Here is a 17,922-nt window from a genome sequence, read left to right on the forward strand (position 1 = left end):
GTTACTTTCTCTATACATTAATCCATTCAATCGCTATTACCCCATAAACTATATTGTACTCTAACTTACCCGTATCCGACAAATTAGATTAGGACTGCATGATGCGGCTTTCTCTCTCCGATTTTGGTAAATTGAAATTACCTAAATGGTTCACGAACTAAACGAAAGAAGAGACGGCACAGCCATCTCTTCTTTCGTTTAGTTTATACCCCTTCTGCTTTTGGGTGATTTAACTAATTACTGAACAACTTCGTAGGATTTATCGGCGCTCCAACCTTTGCTAAATCCGGCCATCCCGAATCCGAAATTTAAGCTCTTAGTAGGGATGCCATAGATATTTAACAAGGAATCGGTCTGTCCAGCTGTTTGGCCAGTATAACAATAGACTACGACAGTTTTGCCTTTACTATTTTCTTTAATAGAATCTAGGTTTTTCGCAATTTCAGGACCGTAGGGAATATTTACAGCACCTTTAATGTGCCCTTTGGCGAAGTCTTCTGCTTTACGAACATCAACAAGGTAGTATTTGTCAGCTTCTTTAGCTAGAGCATCTTTCATAACTGGGAGATCAATCTTATAGGAGTCTTTCGGCAATTCGTAAAAATACTTCTGAACCGCCTCATCGACGGCTTTGCTCTTGCTTGCAACTGCAGGTACTGTCGGCATTAATGTCGGCTCTGTTACGGTTGGAAACTTCTGTCCCAACCAGCCTCTGTTTTCAAAGCCAGGAGTACCGCTGCCACCCATGCCAGAGTTTAAGGAGAGAGTTTTTATTCCGGCAACGTTAAGCAGGGAGTCCGTTTGCCCAGCAGTTTGCCCGGTATAGCAAGCAACAATTAAGGTTTTATCCTGGGCTATTGCACGAATGTTTTCTAAGTTTTTAGCAATTTCAGGACCATAGGGTACGTTAATAGCTCCCTTGATATGCCCTTTAGCATAGGCATCTGCTTTACGAATATCCAATACTACATATTTATCTGGGTTTTTATCAAGTTCGGTCATTAAATCTTTCTCGGGAATCTTATAAGAATTCTTAACACTGGAGCCAAGGTCAGTGAAATAAGTCTCAACAGCCCCTTTAATCGCTTTTGCCGGATCTTCAGCAGGAGCGGAAGTAGTGGTCTTTGCGGGTGGATCAGAAGGAGTTGTGACAGCTGGCTGTGCTTGACCACATCCAGTAACGAGAAAACCGGTAATTACAAAGAGGGACAAGATGGAGGATAACTTTCTCTTTAGCATGTTTAACATCCTTTCAAATTCGAGCTACATTCTGTTTGACTAGAATGTGCATTTAAACTTAAATATTCAACGTCTATGTGAAAAAATCCTCTATCACAATAGATTTAAGCCTATAAACGATTACTATAATCCTATAACCTTAACAAATAAGATTAAACACTTACTGTTTTCGTGGAATTATACTTAAAGGATTTGAATAATTAACCTATAAAATTTGTTTATATACTTATAAAAATAATAAATAACCCTATAGTATTTGGTTATTAACTTATAAAATTAAGAAATGGGTACATAAAACGATAATGGCAGGAGAAAAGTTATATTTAGAGAATAATATTGTGTAGTTCTTTTGCAAGAATTATCTTGTTAGACTTGTGAAAAAGTTATTAAGAGGAGGGCAAGAGAGTTGAAAACTAAGTCGAAGTACGGATTTGTCGGTATGTCCATTATCTATTTATTGCTAATAAGTTTTAGCATGACTTTTTTAGTCGGTTGCGGCAATAGCTCGACACCGGTAGGCACAGTCGATTCGGGGCAAGATCCGGCGACTAACGTTAACCAAAATTCATCCCAACCAGTACAAGCTTCCACTGACCCAATACCGGCTTCAGCTAACGTATCGGTCGATGATTTAGAGGCAGCCTTAGAGGATGATAAAGGGTGGCAGTTAATTGATGTTAGGGAACCCAGAGAATTCGCCACTGGGCATATCAAGATGGCACTTAACAGACCTTTGGCTAATCTAGAAAACACCTTAAACCAGATCAGCAAGGAAAAAGATATCGTATTAATTGATCTTAATGGCAGTCGTGCAGAATCAGGGTGGCATGTTCTAGTGGAGAAGGGCTATGACCCAAACAAAGTCAAAGTCTTAGATGGAGGCATGCTGCAATGGAGAGGGATTGTCAGCTCTGCAGGTAGCAGCAGCGCGGATATCCCCAACGGTGACCCCAATGCTGGCGGGAGCAATACTGCAGGGCCGAAACCCGAGGTCCAGGAAATGGTAGGCGGCTGTTAGAGTAAATGATGCTGTGACTGAATGGAGGGAAACCATGAAACGAAGAAATTTCTTAAAAGGTATACTATATGGAACAGGCGCTACGGCGGCACTGGTGGGGGGGTTCGGAACCTTTAGTAAACATAGCCCTCTTAAAGCTGGAGCCACAAGGGCGGAAGGGGAAGAAGCAACTGTTTTTTCTGCCTGTGAAATGTGCCGAAACCAGTGCCCAATTGCTGTTAAAGTCAAAGACGGTAAAGTCTGCAAAATCGAGGGTCATCCAGATGATACGGCGTTTGGCGGCGTAATCTGTGCTAGAGGAAACGCAGGTCCCTCATTGCTGTATGACCCCCAACGGATTAAGAAACCAATGATTCGGACGGGTGAACGAGGTGAAGGCAAATTCAAAGAGGTAAGTTGGGACGAAGCCTACACCTATATAACGGATAAATTGTATAATGTGAAAGATCAATTTGGTGGAGAGGCAATCGCTTTGGCTAGTCGTAAAGGACCTCATGATTGGTTTTTTCGATCGATTGGTAGAGCTTTGGGTTCCCCTAATGTGTTTTCACATGAAGCAACCTGTCCAATGACTCGATCCGTGGCCTTAGACACGACCTTTGGAACTGAAGGGATTCAAGCAGATTATGCCAATACTAAGTATCTTATCTCCATCGGCCGAAACTGGTTTGAGGGAATTCATGTTGCTCAGACCAGAGCTGTTTCCAAAGCCCTTAGTAAAGGGGCTAAACTGGTCGTACTTGATCCGCGTTTTAGTATAACTGCCGCAAAAGGAGAATGGCTCCCGATCAAAGGGACCACCGATTTAGCTTTTGTAATGGCTATGGCTAATATCATGATTGAAGAAAACCTCTATGATCAAGACTTTATTACCCACTATTCGGAAGGCTTTGAGAAATGGGCTGAAGAGGTTAAGGATAAAACTCCGGAATGGGCAGAAAAAGAGACAGGCATTTCCAAAGACACAATTATACGGATCACCAGGGAATTTGCTGCAGCTAAGCCAAACGCTATTTTAGACTTTGGTTGGCGAACTGCTTATACACCGAATGATTACCAACTGCGCCGAGCTATTTTAATCGTAAACATGATGATCGGAAACTTAGAAGTTCCAGGGGGGTATTACAAAACCAAACCGGCTAACTTCTTAAAGAATTTTCCTGATCTAGCTGGTAATGCAGAAGGATTGGGGGGCGTGGCGCAACCAGGTTTCCCCACGCCTATTAAGGGACGAATTGACGGAACAGGAGTTAAGGGAACACCCGGGCAAATCATCCCTGCTTATGATGGTGCTGTCGGGAAAATTATCGAGAGCATTTTAACTGAAGAGCCCTATCCTATTCGAGCATGGCTAGTGCATCGATTTAATCCCTATATATCGCTTACTGACAGTCCGAGGGTTTTGGAGGCCTTCAAAAAGCTGGATCTTTTGGTTACCTGTGATGTCTATATGACGGATACCGCTTATTTTTCGGATGTGATATTACCGGAATGCACCTATTTAGAACGTTATGAACCAATTTTCGATATGTCGGGCTTGACCCCTAAATATGTCATAAGACAACCTGCTGTACCGCTAGTATATCCGGATACCAAACCCTACTGGCAGATTTATAAAGAGCTTGGAGAAAGAATGGGTCTGGGAGATTATTTCGGCTTTGAGGATATGGAAGACTTTATCAATCAACAACTAGCGCCAACTCGCTTAACCTTCGAGCAAATGAAAGAAATAGGGGTTTGGACTCCCTCAGGGATGAAAGGGTTCTATATTCGAGAAAACGACTCCAAAGCATCTTTGGATAACGTTTTGTCAACTCCAAGTAAAAAGATCGAAATCTTCTCAGAACACGTAGAAGAAGCAACAAAACAGGGTGTCCCAAACTATTTTAGTCATCCTCAGCCAGAAGAAGGAACCTTTCGTTTTGTCCAGGGTAAAGTAGCTGTACACACAAATGCCGGAACGGCCAATGTTCCGATCCTGAATGAATTAATGCCAACCAATACCTTGTGGATGAATCCAGTGAGCTGTAGAAAACTTGACTTAAAAGACGGAGATGACATTGTAATCTCTGCTGGTAATTATGAACAAAAGGGCAAGTTGAAAATGACGGAAGGAATTCGGCCAGATTCGGTTTTCTGTTATCACGGTTTTGGAAGGATTTCGCCCGAATTAAAAAGAGCTTTTGGTAAAGGTATTAATGGTAATAACTTAATTTCAAATGAAATTGGCATTGTAGGTAATGCGGTTACCTCGACAACCTTTGTAAGGGTTCGGAAAGCCTGATGGACAACAGCTTGGTTGCCGAACTATACTTGTCCTTTGCAGCTATATTTCATCGCCCAAATCAAGATGTCTCTAATCATTTAGAAGAGTTAATTGATCTCTGGTCTGACGTAATTCCCGAAATAGAATCTATTCAGAAATTAACGGCCTTTTGTAAACAACTTCCTCCGGGAGAAGAGCGTCTCAATGCTTTATGGGAACACTATATTCCCCTTTTCGAGACGGGCATGGTTGAAGCCTCTCCTTATGCCTCTGTTTACTTAGGGAAAGAAGGTCTTGTTCTTGGTAAAGAAGCGTCCAATGTAAAACGATTCTACACTAAGTGCGGATATGTAATGGGAGAAAAAAGTGGAGAGCTTCCCGATCATCTAGCGGTGGAATTAGAATTCTGTGCCTTGCTAGCCCAAAATGGACAGGATGATTTATTAAAGGATTTTAGCACTAAACATTTAGAACCTTTTTTAAAGTGTATTTTGCCTAGGATTAAAACGTCTGGTCGTCCGGTCTACTCTGAAGTTGCCAAGATTCTTGAAGTAAGACTTCTAAATTTACAGAAAGAAGGTGATTTTGTTGGCTAAGAAGTATACTATGATCATTAATCTTGCCAAGTGTATCGGCTGTCAAGCTTGTACAGTTGCTTGTAAGTTCGAAAACAATGTTCCAGAAGGACAGTATAGAACAAAGACTCCTGCCACTGAACTAAAGGGTACGTATCCAAATGTTTCGCTGTTTTTTATTAAGGAAGCTTGTCAAATGTGCCAAAAGGCACCCTGTGTCAGCGTTTGCCCGACAAAAGCTTCTTACTACAATGAAGACGGAGTTGTCTTAGTCGATGTTGATAAGTGTGTTGGCTGTATGTATTGTATGGCTGCTTGCCCTTATAATGCTCGTTTTCTCAATAAGGAAACAGGTGTGGTGGACAAATGCACGTTCTGTTACGAGTCAAAGGTTTCTAAAGGAGAAAAACCAGCGTGCGTTTCGACTTGTGTAGGAAGTGCTTTAATGTTTGGCGACCTTAATGATCCCTTGAGTGAGGCTTCACAGTTCTTAACAAAGCATAAAGGGGAAGTTCGTAAACCTGAATTGGGAACCAGCCCCCGTGTTTATTACATTTATGAAGGGGTGGTGAGGTAAGTGGATGTCATTTGGGGTGTGAGTACCAATGAAATCGCATGGGGCGGACCTATAGCTTTTTATTTATTCTTAGCTGGGATCGCGGGAGGAGCCTTCTTAACTGCTTCCTTGACGGATCTTTTTAGCAAAAATCAGTATCCCAAGGTGATTCGGTCCGGGGTCTCCATTGCCATTGTTACTATTATAATCGGTTTGGGTTTATTGGTTGTTGACTTAGGTCGTCCCTTAAGTTTTTGGAAACTACTTCTTCATGTAAATATGGGATCTGTTATGTCAATCGGCGTCTTTATCGTCTCAGGTTTCACAGCTTTGGCTGTCGTTTATGGGTATCTTATATGGTTAGGTGGATCAGCACAAAAACGAGACCTTCAAACCTTCCGCAAACCAGTGGCTGGCCTAGGGATTCTATTTTCTATTGGTACAGCGACTTACACTGGCTTCTTGTTATCCGCTGTTACAACGAATGATTTCTGGTACACACCCTTTCTGGGCATTACCTCGGTGCCATTCTTACCGATTCTATTTTTAGTGTCTGCAACCTCGACTGGCTTAGCGGCAACCTTGATTGGGGCCTGGAATAGCGGAGATCTAACAGCTTATAAAAAGGTTGATATGGTTCTCATTATCCTTGAGTTAGTTTTAATTTCCATTCTTTACTTATCTGTTCACCCGATATTCTTTAGTGGAAGTATGGCGGTTCTGTTTTGGTTGGGAGTAGTTGGTTTAGGATTAATAATTCCCTTGCTTATTTCTTTCTACGGGATCACAAACCATAAAAATGTGGTTCTACCGGTTTGTACCATGGTGGTCATAGGGGGATTAAGTTTGAGATATTTCGTTGTGTATACTGGACAATTATTTTAAGGACACTATTGACGTAACAGACTGAGCACAGCGGAGAATCTTATTTGCTCCAGTTTAGGGATAAATCAGGATAGATTCTTTACTTCATGGTTTTATTAAAGGGGTGGACCTATTGACAACTGAGCAAACCCTTTACAGCAGGCGGCAAGTCCTAAGTCTGGGCCGAAAGACGCTATTAGTGCTAGGATTAGGTTGTCTTTACCCCGTCAGTCGCTATTTAAGGGCTAAAGAAAACCAACTGGCCAAAGCTCGTGTTGCCAGTCATGAGATGCCATTGAATCTTCATTGGCAAAGAATAGGTCAAACCCGCTTTTGGCTGCGGCAAGGAGACGAGGGAGTGGAAGGGATGTGGGCTACTTGTACCCATTTGGGTTGTGAGGTGAGTTACGACCCTGAACAGGTTCAGTGGCTATGTCCCTGTCACGGCAGTCGTTTTAACCAGGAGGGACAGCCTTTAGAGGGTCCTGCAGTGAGTCCCTTGGCTCGGGCGGAAGTGAGGGAGAAAGAGGGTTTCTATCTTGCTAGTCAAAAAATGTAGGATGACGTCAGTTCAACTAGGGAGTGACCGGTTTTAATTATCAATCATCTGGGAAAAGCTATTCTGATTATGTTTATATAGGGAGAATAAGATGGGCAAGCAAGGAAACAATTCCTTTATGGGACATATTCGTCCTCGCCAAATAATGACGGGTGCTCTACGGTTAAGAGCAACATTTTGTTTGGGTGGATTTTCATTTTTAGCCTTTCTAGTTTTAACCATCACGGGTGTGTTACTCTTGTTCTTTTATCAGCCTGGGGATGAGGCATTTATTTCTCTCAGTGAACTAAATTCTGTGCTACCTTATGGGGGGGTCATCCGTTCTTTGCATTTTTGGGCAGCCCAGATGATGGTGATTAGTGTTTTCCTGCATATGGTACGGGTGGTATGGTCTAAGGCCTACCGCCCATTACGCGAGCTTAATTGGATCACTGGGGTAGTACTTTTTGTTTTAACTGTAATCTTGGATTATTCTGGTTACTTACTCCGGGGAGGACAAGAAAGCGGGGCTGCGGCTACTATTGGACAAGCTTTGTTCACATCATTACCAGGGGGGCAAGCATTGGCGACCATATTCTTTGGTCAACCATCGTCCTTCAATGGCAGTACCTTAAATATGTACGCCTGGCATGTTTTTATATTGCCAGGTGTCCTTGGTTTCCTGCAGATGGTTCATTTTTGGCGAATTCGGCGTGACGGCGGAGTAAGGCCTTTGTAAAGTGTACGAACAAAAACATCTTACAGGGCTTGAGGTGAAAGACATGGATCCAACGGAAAGTGACAGACCACAAGTGCCTCTAAAGGCCAAGGAGAGAGCTCCCAAAGAAAGAGTGCCACTGATTGAGTTACAAGTGAGAGAGTACATAAGTACTTTTCTTTGGTTGAGCCTCTTATTTGGCTTAACTGCCGGAGTTGAGGTCCCTTTAGACACCTCACCTAAGGCTGCGGCTGTCAGCCTATCTAAAGCCCCTTGGGTCTTCGGATCCATTCAATATTTATTGCAGCGTTGGCCGGCATGGCTAAGTGGCTGGGTTTTACCTCTTCTGTCTATGGCAGTGCTATTAACTTTGCCTTGGTGGAGTGAAAAACTAGGCGGGAGGTTGACCTGGATTATTTTCCTGATCCTAAGTTTGGTTTGGGTCGGGTTAACGTTCTTATACATGTTGATGGGGTGAAGGAGGATTACTAAAATGACCAAGCAAATCAGGTTATTAATACTTCTTGGGTTAGCAATTATCGTTTGCCTCATAATGATTCTCTTAGCGGTGAACTCCTTCAGTTCCTCCCCTTGGCAGGAATGGCAAACAAAGTACTTTCAGGCTCAGATTGCGGAGCTTCAGGGAAAAATGTCCACGATTCAAGGAGAAGAACAAAAAAGGAACTTAGCACAGGAGATTAAAGAGTGGCAGGAAAAAAAGCCAACTGTGCAAGAGATACGTCTCTCAAATGGCCGCATTGAGCGTTGTACTACCTGTCATTTAGGAATTGAAGAGATTTCTGTTTCGCACCCCAGCGACAGCGTTGGCTGTACGGCTTGTCACGGAGGAAATCCATTGTCTTTGGATGAGAAGACGGCTCATGAAGGAATGTATGGCGGGGGGCATCCGGGTCAGTTAGAATCGGCCCGCCTTAGTTGTGGGGGTAACTCGGAAGTAGGACAATGCCATAGTGGAAATCGAGAAGAGGCTGACAACCAAGCAGATTTACTGGCCACAGCTCTTATGGCCAGCAAAGGGGGTGAACTTTCCATGACTAGGTATATGTATGGGCTGGACATCCCGCCTAAGGTATTGCTTAAACCTGGGGAAACTGCTGCTGATATCCAAGCGCCTTTTAACCATCGTCCGGAGGAAGGAAAATTTCAGCAAAATTGTCTGGCAGTTTGCCACCTGACCGGGGGAGAATTACCGGGGCAAGAAGTTAAGGCTAATGGGTGTGAGAGCTGTCATGTTCTAAGCAACCCACAACACACCTATGAGGGAAAGGATGTCACAATCCCTAGGTCAAAACCGGGTTATGGGATATCCCATCGTCTGACCGTGCAAATCCCTTACACCCAATGTAATCAATGTCATAATCAAGGAGAGTATAAAGTCGATACTATGGATTTTGTGCCTCGTCATGATCTAGACCGTGTCAAAGCTTCACCTCCTCCGGACCAAGAGAGTCTTGAGACCCGCTGGCAAAATGTTTATTCTCCCGGATTGGTTTTTACCAAATGCGAAGTTAACCTGGATTGTGTAGACTGCCATACTCGCGAGGAAACCATGGGGGATGGGGAGATGTACTACTCAGAATGGAAAGCCTTAAAAATACAATGTCGGGATTGCCATGGAAGTACGGTTAGCAAGCCTATCGAGTGGAAGGTAACAGAAAAGTCTGATACGGCTTGGGTGGAAGCTCGCATTAATCCAGTCTTTCCTCCCCTCAAAATAGGGGATGTAATCCTAAAAACGGCAAAGGGAGAGGAATTGGAATACGTTCGTCAGGAAGACGGTAAATGGTTTAGCTATCGTAAAACGAACGGAGAAAAATTCTATATTCCCCAGGTCATAGGCAGTCAATGCCAACAAGACCCGGATAAACAGTCTTCTGATGACTGTCACAAATGCCATGATGTCTCAAAGGACAAACCTTCCTCGGGAGGAGAATGAGATATCTGACTCATTGAATTCTTTAATGCTTGGCTATACAATACTAATAGGTTAATCTTCTTAGAAACTTAGAGGATGGTGAAATTGCTTGGATAGTAACCAACTCAAAATATTTTGTATGGTAACCCGCCAACAAAGTTTTTCAAAAGCTGCAAAATTGTTGCATATGAGTCAACCGGCTGTTAGCACACAAGTAAAAAATCTAGAAGAATACTACCAAGGGCAATTACTTACCCGAACCCCACAGGGTGTGACGCTTACCAAGGCTGGCGAAGTCTTTTATAACTATGCCCAAAAGATCCTTGACCTTCAAGATGAGATGGAACAACAAATTGAGTCCGTATTTCAACATGAAAACAATCAAGTTGTGATTGGGGCAAGTACTACTATTGGTAATGTTGCTCTTCCATGTTCTATCTATTTGTTTAAAGAACAATTCCCAGAGGTTGAACTTTGCTTAAATATCGCCAATGCCGAAGAGGTTCTTAACATGGTTATGACAGATGTGGTTGATATCGGTGTTGTGGAAGGAGACACAGAGTCTTCTACACTTAAATCTCTTCATGTCGCTTCGGATGAATTAGTACTTATTGTCCCTCCTCAGCATCCTGCTGAAGGGGACACAATTTCTCTTCAAGACTTCTTAAAACAACCGTTAATAATGAGAGAAGACGGATCAGGTACACGTAAGATTTTGGCAACGGCTTTAGCCCGTCATGGCTATTCAGTGAATCAGCTAAATGTAATTACTGAAATGAAAAATATCTATGCCATTAAATCAGCTGTTGAGGCCGGCTTAGGGGGATCGGTTATGCCCTTATTGGCAGTTCGGAAAGAGGCGTATACGGGAACTCTAAAAGTTCTAAGGATTATGGATATGGATATGCCTCTGATTTTTAATATTATTTTCTCAAATAGTCGACCCCTTACTACCAAGGCGAAGCAATTCATCAAATTCCTTACCAACCCTGAGGAAAGTTGCCTATGTTAATGTAAATAATAACAGTAAAGAGACAGCGCAAGCTGTCTCTTTATACTAAATTTCTTTACATTAAATACTTTAGAAGAAGTTTTGAACCTATCCAAGTTCCCGCAAAGACCGCAGCGGCAAAAATCCATCCTGTAAGGGAACTTGAGGCAATTCCGTTTAATAGGGCACCTACGTTACATCCATAGGCAATTCGTGCTCCATATCCCATAAGTAATCCACCAATCAAAGCTGAAAAGAAGAACTTTTTATCCCGAATTGGTCGAAAACGAAACTGCGAAGCCGCTAACGTTGCCCAAAAAGCACCTATCAGCAAACCGAAGTTTAAATAGGTTCCCGAGGCAGCCATTAAGTCCGTTAACGTAATTCCCCGATTGCTAAGTATTCCTAGGTTAGTCGCGATCCATTCAGTCCAAAGCTCAATATTTAAAGTGACTCCCCAGGGCTGCCCCCTCACGATCAGCACAAGTATATTAAGCAGTCCTAAAATAATTGCTCCTATCCAATAAGCCCAAGGGCCGTGGATGATTGTCTGTAGAGTCTTTTTCATGCTATACACTCTTTCTAATCATGAGTTTTTGTCAGTTCAAGGTGCCAGATTCCATTCGCCACTTCTTTTTCTTCAATACTATAGCGATTAGCTTTTGCCCAAACGACGATACCTCTTGAGGTACAACTATGTTCAGTTTCTAAGACTAAAATATCACCGCATTGCATAGTCGACAACTTTTTTTTTGCTTTAATGAGAGGAATTGGACACATTTCTCCCCATATATCAATTGAAAAGCGAGCCATAGCGTTCACCTATTCCCCTAATTGTTTTTTTTGCCACCATCTAGCCATCTGCCATAAGGTTAATAAAACGATTATTTCGACAATAAGGGTTGGAATCCAACCGAAAATATCCGGCAAAAAAATCCCGGGCCATTCACCGAAGGTATTTCTCCAGTTGACAGACGATCGCTCTCCTAAAACTGCGCCGACTGCTAGACCAAAAAAAGCGAGCATTTGCATTGCAAACCCTTCTCCAACACGGATTATGATTCCTGTGGAACAGCCGCCTGCTAACACCATTCCTATCCCGAACAAGAGACCACCGACAACGGTATGCACACCCATAGGAAAAACATTAAGGGTTACCGGAATATTTTTCACCGCAGCTCCCCAAGAAACTAGTGCAAAACCAAGGATGCTAATTCCTAAAAGCAAAAGAAAGGCTCGAGTGAGTTGAGTCATACCAATTAATATGGGATCGCGTAATGCAGATACAAGACAGAAACGGGATTTTTGCAAGACAAAACCCAAACATGTTCCCAGAACTAGAATTAGTGTAAGACGGAAACTTATTTGGGATAGGAGAGTAATTAACAACATAAGAAATACAATGAATCCAATGTTCCAATTTCGTTGGGAATTAAAAGTACGTTTCTTAATATTGTCCTCTCCTTTTCTATAAAAATTTAGTTTGGGAAAATTCGGATTGAGTTCTGCTTGAGAGCACTATAAAGAATAGTATATAGATACTAAATATAATATCATAATATTGATGATAATCTAAGGGTGTAAGGACAAATTGATCTATAAATTTCTTCCAGTAAAGGCTTTATAAACAATATGAGAAGCACGTTGGTTGTCCAGGCCAACGTGCTTCTCATGATGTATATCCCCATTCCTCCCCAAAAAGAGAGGAGAAGACTAAGAGGCAATTCACTCTTCTAAGAACTCCATAAAGGGTTTTTTCATACTCACAAGGGCATTTACCATAAGTTCGACTAAACCACCATACTGAACATTAAATTTATCCGTAGCCTCATAATACTCCAAAATGTCCCGAATTGCTCCTTTGCAGTTAGAACAAGGGGCACAAACATATTTAGGCAGAGCAGTGTTCTCCATACTATCCTGAAAGGCTCCAAGGATCTGGTTGAATTTCATGCGAGAGCTTACCTTGTTTCTCCATTCAGAAAAATTTATGGAATTTGTAATTGCGAATCCACCACCACCACCGCAGCAGTAATTATCCACTCCATGAGGTGTCATTTCTCTAAACTCAGGACTAATAGCTTTTAAGACCTTCCGCTGAGGTTCTACGATTCCCATTCCACGAACATAATTGCAAGGATCATGCAGTGTCACGGGAAAATTATTTTTACTCGGATCTAACACTAACCGCCTTCTCTTAATCAAATCCCAAAGAAGAGGGAGACAACTCTCGACGGGGACTTTTGCGTCAGCATTCACCAGGCGATCCCCTACTAAAGCTGAGGCCTTATGAGCATGCCCACACTCGGCGATTACGATTCGGTTGACGCCTAATTCCTTGGCTACCTTCATCTGCAGTGTGGCAAGGGCTTTTGCTTGAAAATCATCGTACCAGATGCCGTAGTTTACATTGTCATATCCTGCTATTTCACTGCTTAGGGTCCAGTTTAGGCCAGCTTCTTCAAAGAGAATTGCAAAAGCAATAGGGTTTTCCGGCCAAGCCATATATTCCCCGGCATTATGCAGCAATAGGATATCCGCACCTTTTTTATCCATTGGAAACTTGATTTTTAGACCATATTTCTCTTCCATATCCTCTTCTAGAAACTCTATCGTATCTAAGAAAGCAGGTTTCGAAACTCCCGTAGATGAACCTGTTTTTAGCTGAAGCACCGTCCCTTTAGTATGCAGGGGAAGTGGAGCAATGCCCATCTCTTGGCTAAAGATCTTGCGAATCTCTTTCGTCATAATAGCATTATCTAAGCCAAGGGGGCAGGTCTGAGCACAGCGACGGCAAAGATTGCAGCGATAGGCTAATTCTCCAAGTCGAGCAATGGTTTCCCAGTTCACATCAATATCTGCTCCTACAAAACCGCCTAGCAGCTTCCCGCTGGTGGTAAAGTGCTTTTTGACAATTTTTCGCAGTACTTCGGAACGAAAGATAGGACGGTATAACTCGTTTTTCCCAGAGGCTTCATAGATATGACAGGCAGCTGAACACGTATCACATTTAGCGCAGTATTCAAAGGACAGTAAGAAGGGCTGAAGCACTCCATTGTTGGCATCCGAAAAGCTTTTTTCTAGGCCGCTGAGAAACTTACGGACAAATTCATCTTCCTCCTCTTTGGTTTTAGGTCGATTCAAAGTATCAATACCTACGTAACCATCTAACGTAGTACAGAATTTTTCTTTCCAGGCAAGCTTAGGATCTGTTAATGGAGGTTCCATTCCAGGTTTATCATAAGGCGGAAATAAAGGCATTAGCTGTTCAGGTTGAAGTCTGATAAGTTGCTCATGGGGCCGTCCCATGTCTTTTGGTCTTAAATCCTTTTGATCTATCATACTCAGCTCTCCTCTTCCCACAAAAGTGAACCTTTTAATTATCTACCTATTTTATGACACTCCCTCTTTAGGAAGTGGGAGTTAAGACTGGACAATAAGATAAATTTATTATTGACATATGCCCTATTATTCTTTATTATACTTGATATCGAACATATGTCAATTATATATGTTGGAGAATTTAAGCAATAGACACTTTGAAAAGTTAACAAAACATTATTGACATATGTTCAAAATGGAGTATAATTAACCTTAGTTAATGACATATGTCAATAACTAAGGGGGGTTAGAAATGCCTGGAAGAGATGGTACGGGTCCAATGGGGCGAGCATCAATGAAGGGTCTGGGACAAGGATCAGGTTATCGAAGAGGTCCTGGAAAGAACTTTATTAAAGATTCCAACCAAAGTAAAACACAAAAAGAATTACTACAAGAACAAAAAAAGCTGCTAGAAAGCAAACTCGACGTTATTGAGAAGCAATTAGAAAACTTATAAATACTATGTGGCAGGGACCCTTCTGTCACTTTTTTTTAAATTGAGGTGAGCGTTTATGTCAAGACCACGAAAATGGAGAAAAGTGTGCTGCCTGCCCCAAAGCAATCAATTTGGGCCACTTAACCCCTCAATTAATCAAGAACACTCTTTGATTATGACAGTTGAAGAGTACGAAACCATACGGCTCATTGACTTTGAAGAATTTACCCAAGAAGAGTGTGCTGATCAAATGCATATAGCACGAACAACCGTTCAGCGTATTTACAATGATGCGAGGAAAAAACTTGCTGAATCCCTTGTGAACGGGAAAGTGTTAAGGATAGAGGGAGGAGATTACCAGCTTTGTGACGGTCAGGAAAAGTTTTGTAATTGCGGAGGGTGCCTCAAGCATAGATGTAGTGGCGACACTGTTGAAGTTAATAAAAAACTTAAAAAGGAGGATTCCTAATGAAAATTGCAATCCCAGTCGATGACAAATCCATGGAGACTAGTGTATGCCAATCCTTTGGGCGTACGCCTTATTACCTCATTTATGACACGGAATCACAGGTAAGTATTTTTCTAGATAATAGCGCAGTAGCAAGCCAAGGTGGTGCAGGGATAAAAGCAGCGCAAACAATTCTTGACAACCAGGTTCATGCTCTAATTACTCCTCGATGTGGAGAAAATGCTGCCAAAGTATTAATGGCAGCCGATATCAAGTTATATAAGACAATTAGCACTTCTATTAAGGATAATATCGCTGCCTTAAATAATGGGAAGCTATCCTTACTGGAAGATATTCATCCTGGATTTCACGGACATGGAGGATAATAGGATGAAGATAGCTGTGCTGAGCGGTAAGGGTGGCACAGGTAAAACACTCGTATCTGTAAATCTGGCCTCCGTGGCAAAGGAGTCTATCTATATAGACTGTGATATTGAGGAACCAAACGGTCATCTTTTTTTAAAGCCAAAGAATTATGTATTAGAAGGCATTTCAGTTAAAATTCCTATTGTAGATGAAAGGCTTTGTAGTGGATGTCGCATATGTGTTGATTTTTGTAAGTTTAATGCTTTAGCCTTCATCATCAACAAGCTAATTGTGTTTGATGACGTTTGTCATTCCTGTGGAGGCTGTATAGTGTTTTGCCCAGAGAAAGCCTTGTCGGAAAAGGACAAGTTAATTGGAATAGCTCAGTGTGGTGTTTCAGAAAATGTTACTGTAGTAACAGGGACATTAAATGTTGGTGAATCCTCCGGCGTTACTATTATCAAAAAGCTTTTAAAAGACTTCCCCCTAGGCAAAGAATTTATCTTTATTGATTGCCCCCCTGGAAGTGCCTGTATCGTCATGGAAAGTATTAAGGATGCCGACTATTGTATTATAGTAGCGGAGCCCACCTTGTTTGGTGTTCATAATCTTAATATGGTTTATGAACTTGTTAAGTTGTTTAACAAACCGCATGGTGTGGTGCTTAATAAGTGTCTTGAGGGAGAAAATCCTTCAGAAAAATTCTGTCTGGAAAAGGATATTCGAATTTTAGGCAGGATTCCCTTTGACCAGGAGCTTGGTAAACTTAATTCCAATGCGTTGATTGCAGTTCGAGAAAATCAAACATATCGAGACCTATTTTCTTCCCTGCTTCAAACTGTGACTAAGGAGGTGCAGCATGAAACAGTTACTAATCCTTAGTGGCAAGGGTGGCACAGGAAAAACAACGATTGCCAGCGCCTTTATTCAATTATCAAATGCTCAAGTTTATGCAGATTGTGATGTGGATGCACCTAATTTGCATTTGATAATGAATCAGGCATCGGAAGCGAAACGATCAGATTATTATGGAATGCCCAAGGCGGACATTGATCTGGCATTATGTGTGCAATGTGACCTGTGCAGACAAAACTGCCGGTTTGATGCAATTCAGGCGGATAGCGACTATAAAGTTGACTATTTTGCTTGTGAGGGTTGTGGAGTATGTGAAGCTGTTTGTCCGGCAGGTGCTGTATCACTAAAACCTGCCAAAGCAGGAGAGTTAATGCTCTATGTAAAGGATTCAGTGTTTTCAACAGCTGAGCTTAAAATGGGGAGCGGTACGTCAGGGAAACTGGTCACTGAGGTGAAAAAGCAGTTGAAGTCAGTACCCATAGATTCAGGGCTTGCCATCATTGATGGATCACCGGGTATAGGTTGCCCAGTTATCGCATCCCTCAGCGGCGTTGATATGGTTTTAATCATTGCAGAACCTTCTATCTCAGGTATTAGCGATATGGAACGCATCATTAAAACTGCAGAAAAATTTCAGACGAGAAAAGCCATTTGCATTAATAAATATGACACAAATCTTGAAAACACTAAAAAAATTGAGTCCTTTTGCCAAAAAATCTATTTACCTTGTGTAGGAAGAATACCCTATGATCCAGCTTCTGTTAATGCAATCAACCAAGGTCAGAGTATTGTCGAGATAGATTGCGCTGCTGGGCGTGCAGCCAAGGTTGTTTTCCATAAAACAATTAAACTATTATTTAATGAAAGTTTAGCGTTGTAAGGAGTTTGAATCACATGAGTGAAACGTGCGATCAAAATTGTAAAGCCTGTGGCGAAAATTGCGCTGAAAGAAAAGAGAAACAAACTGACTTTTCCGCAAAACTACACCAAATGAGCAGTGTTAAAAAGGTTATATGCCATAGTCAGTGGAAAAGGTGGAGTGGGGAAATCGTTGGTAACCTCATTGCTTGCTGTTACAATGAATCGAAGGGGCCATCATACAGCCATTTTAGATGCCGATGTTACCGGATCGTCCATTCCTAAAGCCTTTGGAATTAATCAAAAAGTGTCTGCAAGTGAACAAGGTTTGCTTCCAATTAAAAGTAGAACAAACATCGATATTATGTCGATTAACTTGCTTCTTAAAAATGACACAGACCCTGTTATCTGGAGGGGCCCGATTATTGCAAGCACAGTCAAGCAGTTTTGGACAGACGTAATATGGCAGGATATTGACTTTATGTTTATTGATATGCCGCCAGGCACTGGTGACGTACCTCTTACTGTATTTCAATCTATAGCTGTAGATGGAATAATTATTGTAACTTCCCCTCAAGAGCTTGTTTCAATGATTGTATCTAAGGCTGTTAATATGGCGAAAATGATGAATATACCCATCATCGGATTGGTAGAAAATATGGCGTTTTTTAAGTGCCCGGACTGTACCAAGGAATACAAACTATTTGGTGACAGCCATATTGAAGAAATAGCTAGGAAGCACCATTTGGGGGTTCTGGCTAAGCTGCCCATTGATCCACAAATTGCCGCGGCATGCGATCAAGGACAAATTGAATCCTTTAATAAGGATTGGTTTAGTTATCTCGCAGGAATTCTTGAAAAAAATGGAGAAAAATAA

At 41.9% G+C, this 17,922-nt stretch carries 20 protein-coding genes and 1 pseudogene; 16 read left to right on the top strand and 5 right to left on the bottom strand.

The window, feature by feature from the left end; all coding sequences use genetic code 11:
- Positions 1 to 237 precede the first annotated feature (237 nt).
- Positions 238 to 1,239: a rhodanese-like domain-containing protein gene (locus HGJ98_RS00785; protein ID WP_291349089.1), complete on the bottom strand. Its 1,002-nt coding sequence runs from the start codon at positions 1,237 to 1,239 to the stop codon at positions 238 to 240.
- A gap of 406 nt (positions 1,240 to 1,645) precedes the next feature.
- On the opposite strand from HGJ98_RS00785, the gene HGJ98_RS00790 reads away from it, so the two are divergent.
- The 10 genes from HGJ98_RS00790 to HGJ98_RS00835 all read left to right on the top strand — a co-directional run bounded on the left by HGJ98_RS00790 (position 1,646) and on the right by HGJ98_RS00835 (position 10,722).
- Positions 1,646 to 2,257 carry a rhodanese-like domain-containing protein gene (locus tag HGJ98_RS00790; RefSeq protein ID WP_291349090.1) on the top strand — a complete coding sequence of 204 codons (612 nt, stop codon included), beginning with the start codon at positions 1,646 to 1,648 and terminating at the stop codon, positions 2,255 to 2,257.
- Positions 2,258 to 2,291: 34 nt separating this feature from the next.
- Entirely contained in the window at positions 2,292 to 4,541 is a 2,250-nt protein-coding gene (gene phsA / locus HGJ98_RS00795) for a thiosulfate reductase PhsA (protein WP_291349091.1), read from the top strand.
- Positions 4,541 to 5,119, top strand: coding sequence for a molecular chaperone (locus HGJ98_RS00800; RefSeq protein WP_291349092.1), 579 nt, complete (start codon positions 4,541 to 4,543; stop codon positions 5,117 to 5,119). The genes phsA and HGJ98_RS00800 overlap by 1 nt, the downstream gene beginning before the upstream one ends.
- A complete protein-coding gene (locus HGJ98_RS00805; RefSeq protein WP_291349093.1) occupies positions 5,112 to 5,675 on the top strand; it encodes a 4Fe-4S dicluster domain-containing protein in 564 nt (187 codons plus the stop codon). Before HGJ98_RS00800 ends, HGJ98_RS00805 begins: the two co-directional genes overlap by 8 nt.
- Positions 5,676 to 6,539 carry an NrfD/PsrC family molybdoenzyme membrane anchor subunit gene (gene nrfD, locus HGJ98_RS00810; RefSeq protein ID WP_291349094.1) on the top strand — a complete coding sequence of 288 codons (864 nt, stop codon included), beginning with the start codon at positions 5,676 to 5,678 and terminating at the stop codon, positions 6,537 to 6,539.
- A 112-nt stretch (positions 6,540 to 6,651) separates the two neighbouring features.
- Positions 6,652 to 7,077 (top strand): ubiquinol-cytochrome c reductase iron-sulfur subunit, encoded by a 426-nt coding sequence (locus tag HGJ98_RS00815; protein ID WP_291349095.1) that lies wholly within the window; start codon positions 6,652 to 6,654, stop codon positions 7,075 to 7,077.
- A 91-nt stretch (positions 7,078 to 7,168) separates the two neighbouring features.
- The gene (locus HGJ98_RS00820) at positions 7,169 to 7,795 is read left to right on the top strand and encodes a cytochrome b N-terminal domain-containing protein (RefSeq protein ID WP_291349096.1); all 627 of its coding nucleotides are present in this window, start codon (positions 7,169 to 7,171) and stop codon (positions 7,793 to 7,795) included.
- Between the two features lies 1 nt (position 7,796).
- A complete protein-coding gene (locus HGJ98_RS00825; protein WP_291349097.1) occupies positions 7,797 to 8,252 on the top strand; it encodes a hypothetical protein in 456 nt (151 codons plus the stop codon).
- A gap of 15 nt (positions 8,253 to 8,267) precedes the next feature.
- Entirely contained in the window at positions 8,268 to 9,731 is a 1,464-nt protein-coding gene (locus HGJ98_RS00830) for a hypothetical protein (RefSeq protein ID WP_291349098.1), read from the top strand.
- An 88-nt stretch (positions 9,732 to 9,819) separates the two neighbouring features.
- Positions 9,820 to 10,722, top strand: a complete 903-nt coding sequence (locus HGJ98_RS00835) for a selenium metabolism-associated LysR family transcriptional regulator (protein ID WP_291349099.1) — start codon at positions 9,820 to 9,822, stop codon at positions 10,720 to 10,722.
- 55 nt (positions 10,723 to 10,777) lie between these two features.
- Here the strand turns inward: HGJ98_RS00835 and HGJ98_RS00840 are convergent, their stop codons facing one another.
- From HGJ98_RS00840 to HGJ98_RS00855, 4 genes are all read right to left on the bottom strand, one after another.
- Complete coding sequence (locus tag HGJ98_RS00840) at positions 10,778 to 11,269, bottom strand: YeeE/YedE thiosulfate transporter family protein (RefSeq protein ID WP_291349100.1); 492 nt, start codon at positions 11,267 to 11,269, stop codon at positions 10,778 to 10,780.
- Positions 11,270 to 11,283: 14 nt separating this feature from the next.
- Complete coding sequence (locus HGJ98_RS00845) at positions 11,284 to 11,514, bottom strand: sulfurtransferase TusA family protein (RefSeq protein ID WP_291349101.1); 231 nt, start codon at positions 11,512 to 11,514, stop codon at positions 11,284 to 11,286.
- Positions 11,515 to 11,523: 9 nt separating this feature from the next.
- Complete coding sequence (locus HGJ98_RS00850; RefSeq protein ID WP_291349102.1) at positions 11,524 to 12,093, bottom strand: YeeE/YedE thiosulfate transporter family protein; 570 nt, start codon at positions 12,091 to 12,093, stop codon at positions 11,524 to 11,526.
- Positions 12,094 to 12,426: 333 nt separating this feature from the next.
- The gene (locus HGJ98_RS00855; RefSeq protein ID WP_291349103.1) at positions 12,427 to 14,043 is read right to left on the bottom strand and encodes a (Fe-S)-binding protein; all 1,617 of its coding nucleotides are present in this window, start codon (positions 14,041 to 14,043) and stop codon (positions 12,427 to 12,429) included.
- Between the two features lie 292 nt (positions 14,044 to 14,335).
- On the opposite strand from HGJ98_RS00855, the gene HGJ98_RS00860 reads away from it, so the two are divergent.
- From HGJ98_RS00860 to HGJ98_RS00885, 6 genes and pseudogenes are all read left to right on the top strand, one after another.
- Positions 14,336 to 14,539 (top strand): DUF5320 domain-containing protein, encoded by a 204-nt coding sequence (locus HGJ98_RS00860; RefSeq protein WP_291349104.1) that lies wholly within the window; start codon positions 14,336 to 14,338, stop codon positions 14,537 to 14,539.
- 55 nt (positions 14,540 to 14,594) lie between these two features.
- The gene (locus HGJ98_RS00865) at positions 14,595 to 14,987 is read left to right on the top strand and encodes a DUF134 domain-containing protein (RefSeq protein WP_291349105.1); all 393 of its coding nucleotides are present in this window, start codon (positions 14,595 to 14,597) and stop codon (positions 14,985 to 14,987) included.
- The gene (locus tag HGJ98_RS00870; protein WP_291349106.1) at positions 14,987 to 15,352 is read left to right on the top strand and encodes a NifB/NifX family molybdenum-iron cluster-binding protein; all 366 of its coding nucleotides are present in this window, start codon (positions 14,987 to 14,989) and stop codon (positions 15,350 to 15,352) included. Before HGJ98_RS00865 ends, HGJ98_RS00870 begins: the two co-directional genes overlap by 1 nt.
- A gap of 4 nt (positions 15,353 to 15,356) precedes the next feature.
- Complete coding sequence (locus tag HGJ98_RS00875; RefSeq protein WP_291349107.1) at positions 15,357 to 16,214, top strand: ATP-binding protein; 858 nt, start codon at positions 15,357 to 15,359, stop codon at positions 16,212 to 16,214.
- Positions 16,192 to 17,067 carry an ATP-binding protein gene (locus tag HGJ98_RS00880; RefSeq protein ID WP_291349108.1) on the top strand — a complete coding sequence of 292 codons (876 nt, stop codon included), beginning with the start codon at positions 16,192 to 16,194 and terminating at the stop codon, positions 17,065 to 17,067. Before HGJ98_RS00875 ends, HGJ98_RS00880 begins: the two co-directional genes overlap by 23 nt.
- Positions 17,068 to 17,081: 14 nt before the next feature.
- Positions 17,082 to 17,922: pseudogene (locus tag HGJ98_RS00885) on the top strand (P-loop NTPase).

The organism is Desulfosporosinus sp., assembly GCF_014237355.1.
Lineage (GTDB): Bacteria > Bacillota > Desulfitobacteriia > Desulfitobacteriales > Desulfitobacteriaceae > Desulfosporosinus.

Coding starts and splice junctions, on each gene's coding strand:
- HGJ98_RS00785 (WP_291349089.1), bottom strand. CDS start 1,239: ATGCTAAAGAGAAAGTTATCCTCCATCTTGTCCCTCTTTGTAATTACC.
- phsA (WP_291349091.1), top strand. CDS start 2,292: ATGAAACGAAGAAATTTCTTAAAAGGTATACTATATGGAACAGGCGCT.
- HGJ98_RS00800 (WP_291349092.1), top strand. CDS start 4,541: ATGGACAACAGCTTGGTTGCCGAACTATACTTGTCCTTTGCAGCTATA.
- HGJ98_RS00820 (WP_291349096.1), top strand. CDS start 7,169: ATGGGCAAGCAAGGAAACAATTCCTTTATGGGACATATTCGTCCTCGC.
- HGJ98_RS00830 (WP_291349098.1), top strand. CDS start 8,268: ATGACCAAGCAAATCAGGTTATTAATACTTCTTGGGTTAGCAATTATC.
- HGJ98_RS00840 (WP_291349100.1), bottom strand. CDS start 11,269: ATGAAAAAGACTCTACAGACAATCATCCACGGCCCTTGGGCTTATTGG.
- HGJ98_RS00845 (WP_291349101.1), bottom strand. CDS start 11,514: ATGGCTCGCTTTTCAATTGATATATGGGGAGAAATGTGTCCAATTCCT.
- HGJ98_RS00850 (WP_291349102.1), bottom strand. CDS start 12,093: ATGTTGTTAATTACTCTCCTATCCCAAATAAGTTTCCGTCTTACACTA.
- HGJ98_RS00855 (WP_291349103.1), bottom strand. CDS start 14,043: ATGATAGATCAAAAGGATTTAAGACCAAAAGACATGGGACGGCCCCAT.
- HGJ98_RS00860 (WP_291349104.1), top strand. CDS start 14,336: ATGCCTGGAAGAGATGGTACGGGTCCAATGGGGCGAGCATCAATGAAG.
- HGJ98_RS00865 (WP_291349105.1), top strand. CDS start 14,595: ATGTCAAGACCACGAAAATGGAGAAAAGTGTGCTGCCTGCCCCAAAGC.
- HGJ98_RS00870 (WP_291349106.1), top strand. CDS start 14,987: ATGAAAATTGCAATCCCAGTCGATGACAAATCCATGGAGACTAGTGTA.
- HGJ98_RS00875 (WP_291349107.1), top strand. CDS start 15,357: ATGAAGATAGCTGTGCTGAGCGGTAAGGGTGGCACAGGTAAAACACTC.
- HGJ98_RS00880 (WP_291349108.1), top strand. CDS start 16,192: ATGAAACAGTTACTAATCCTTAGTGGCAAGGGTGGCACAGGAAAAACA.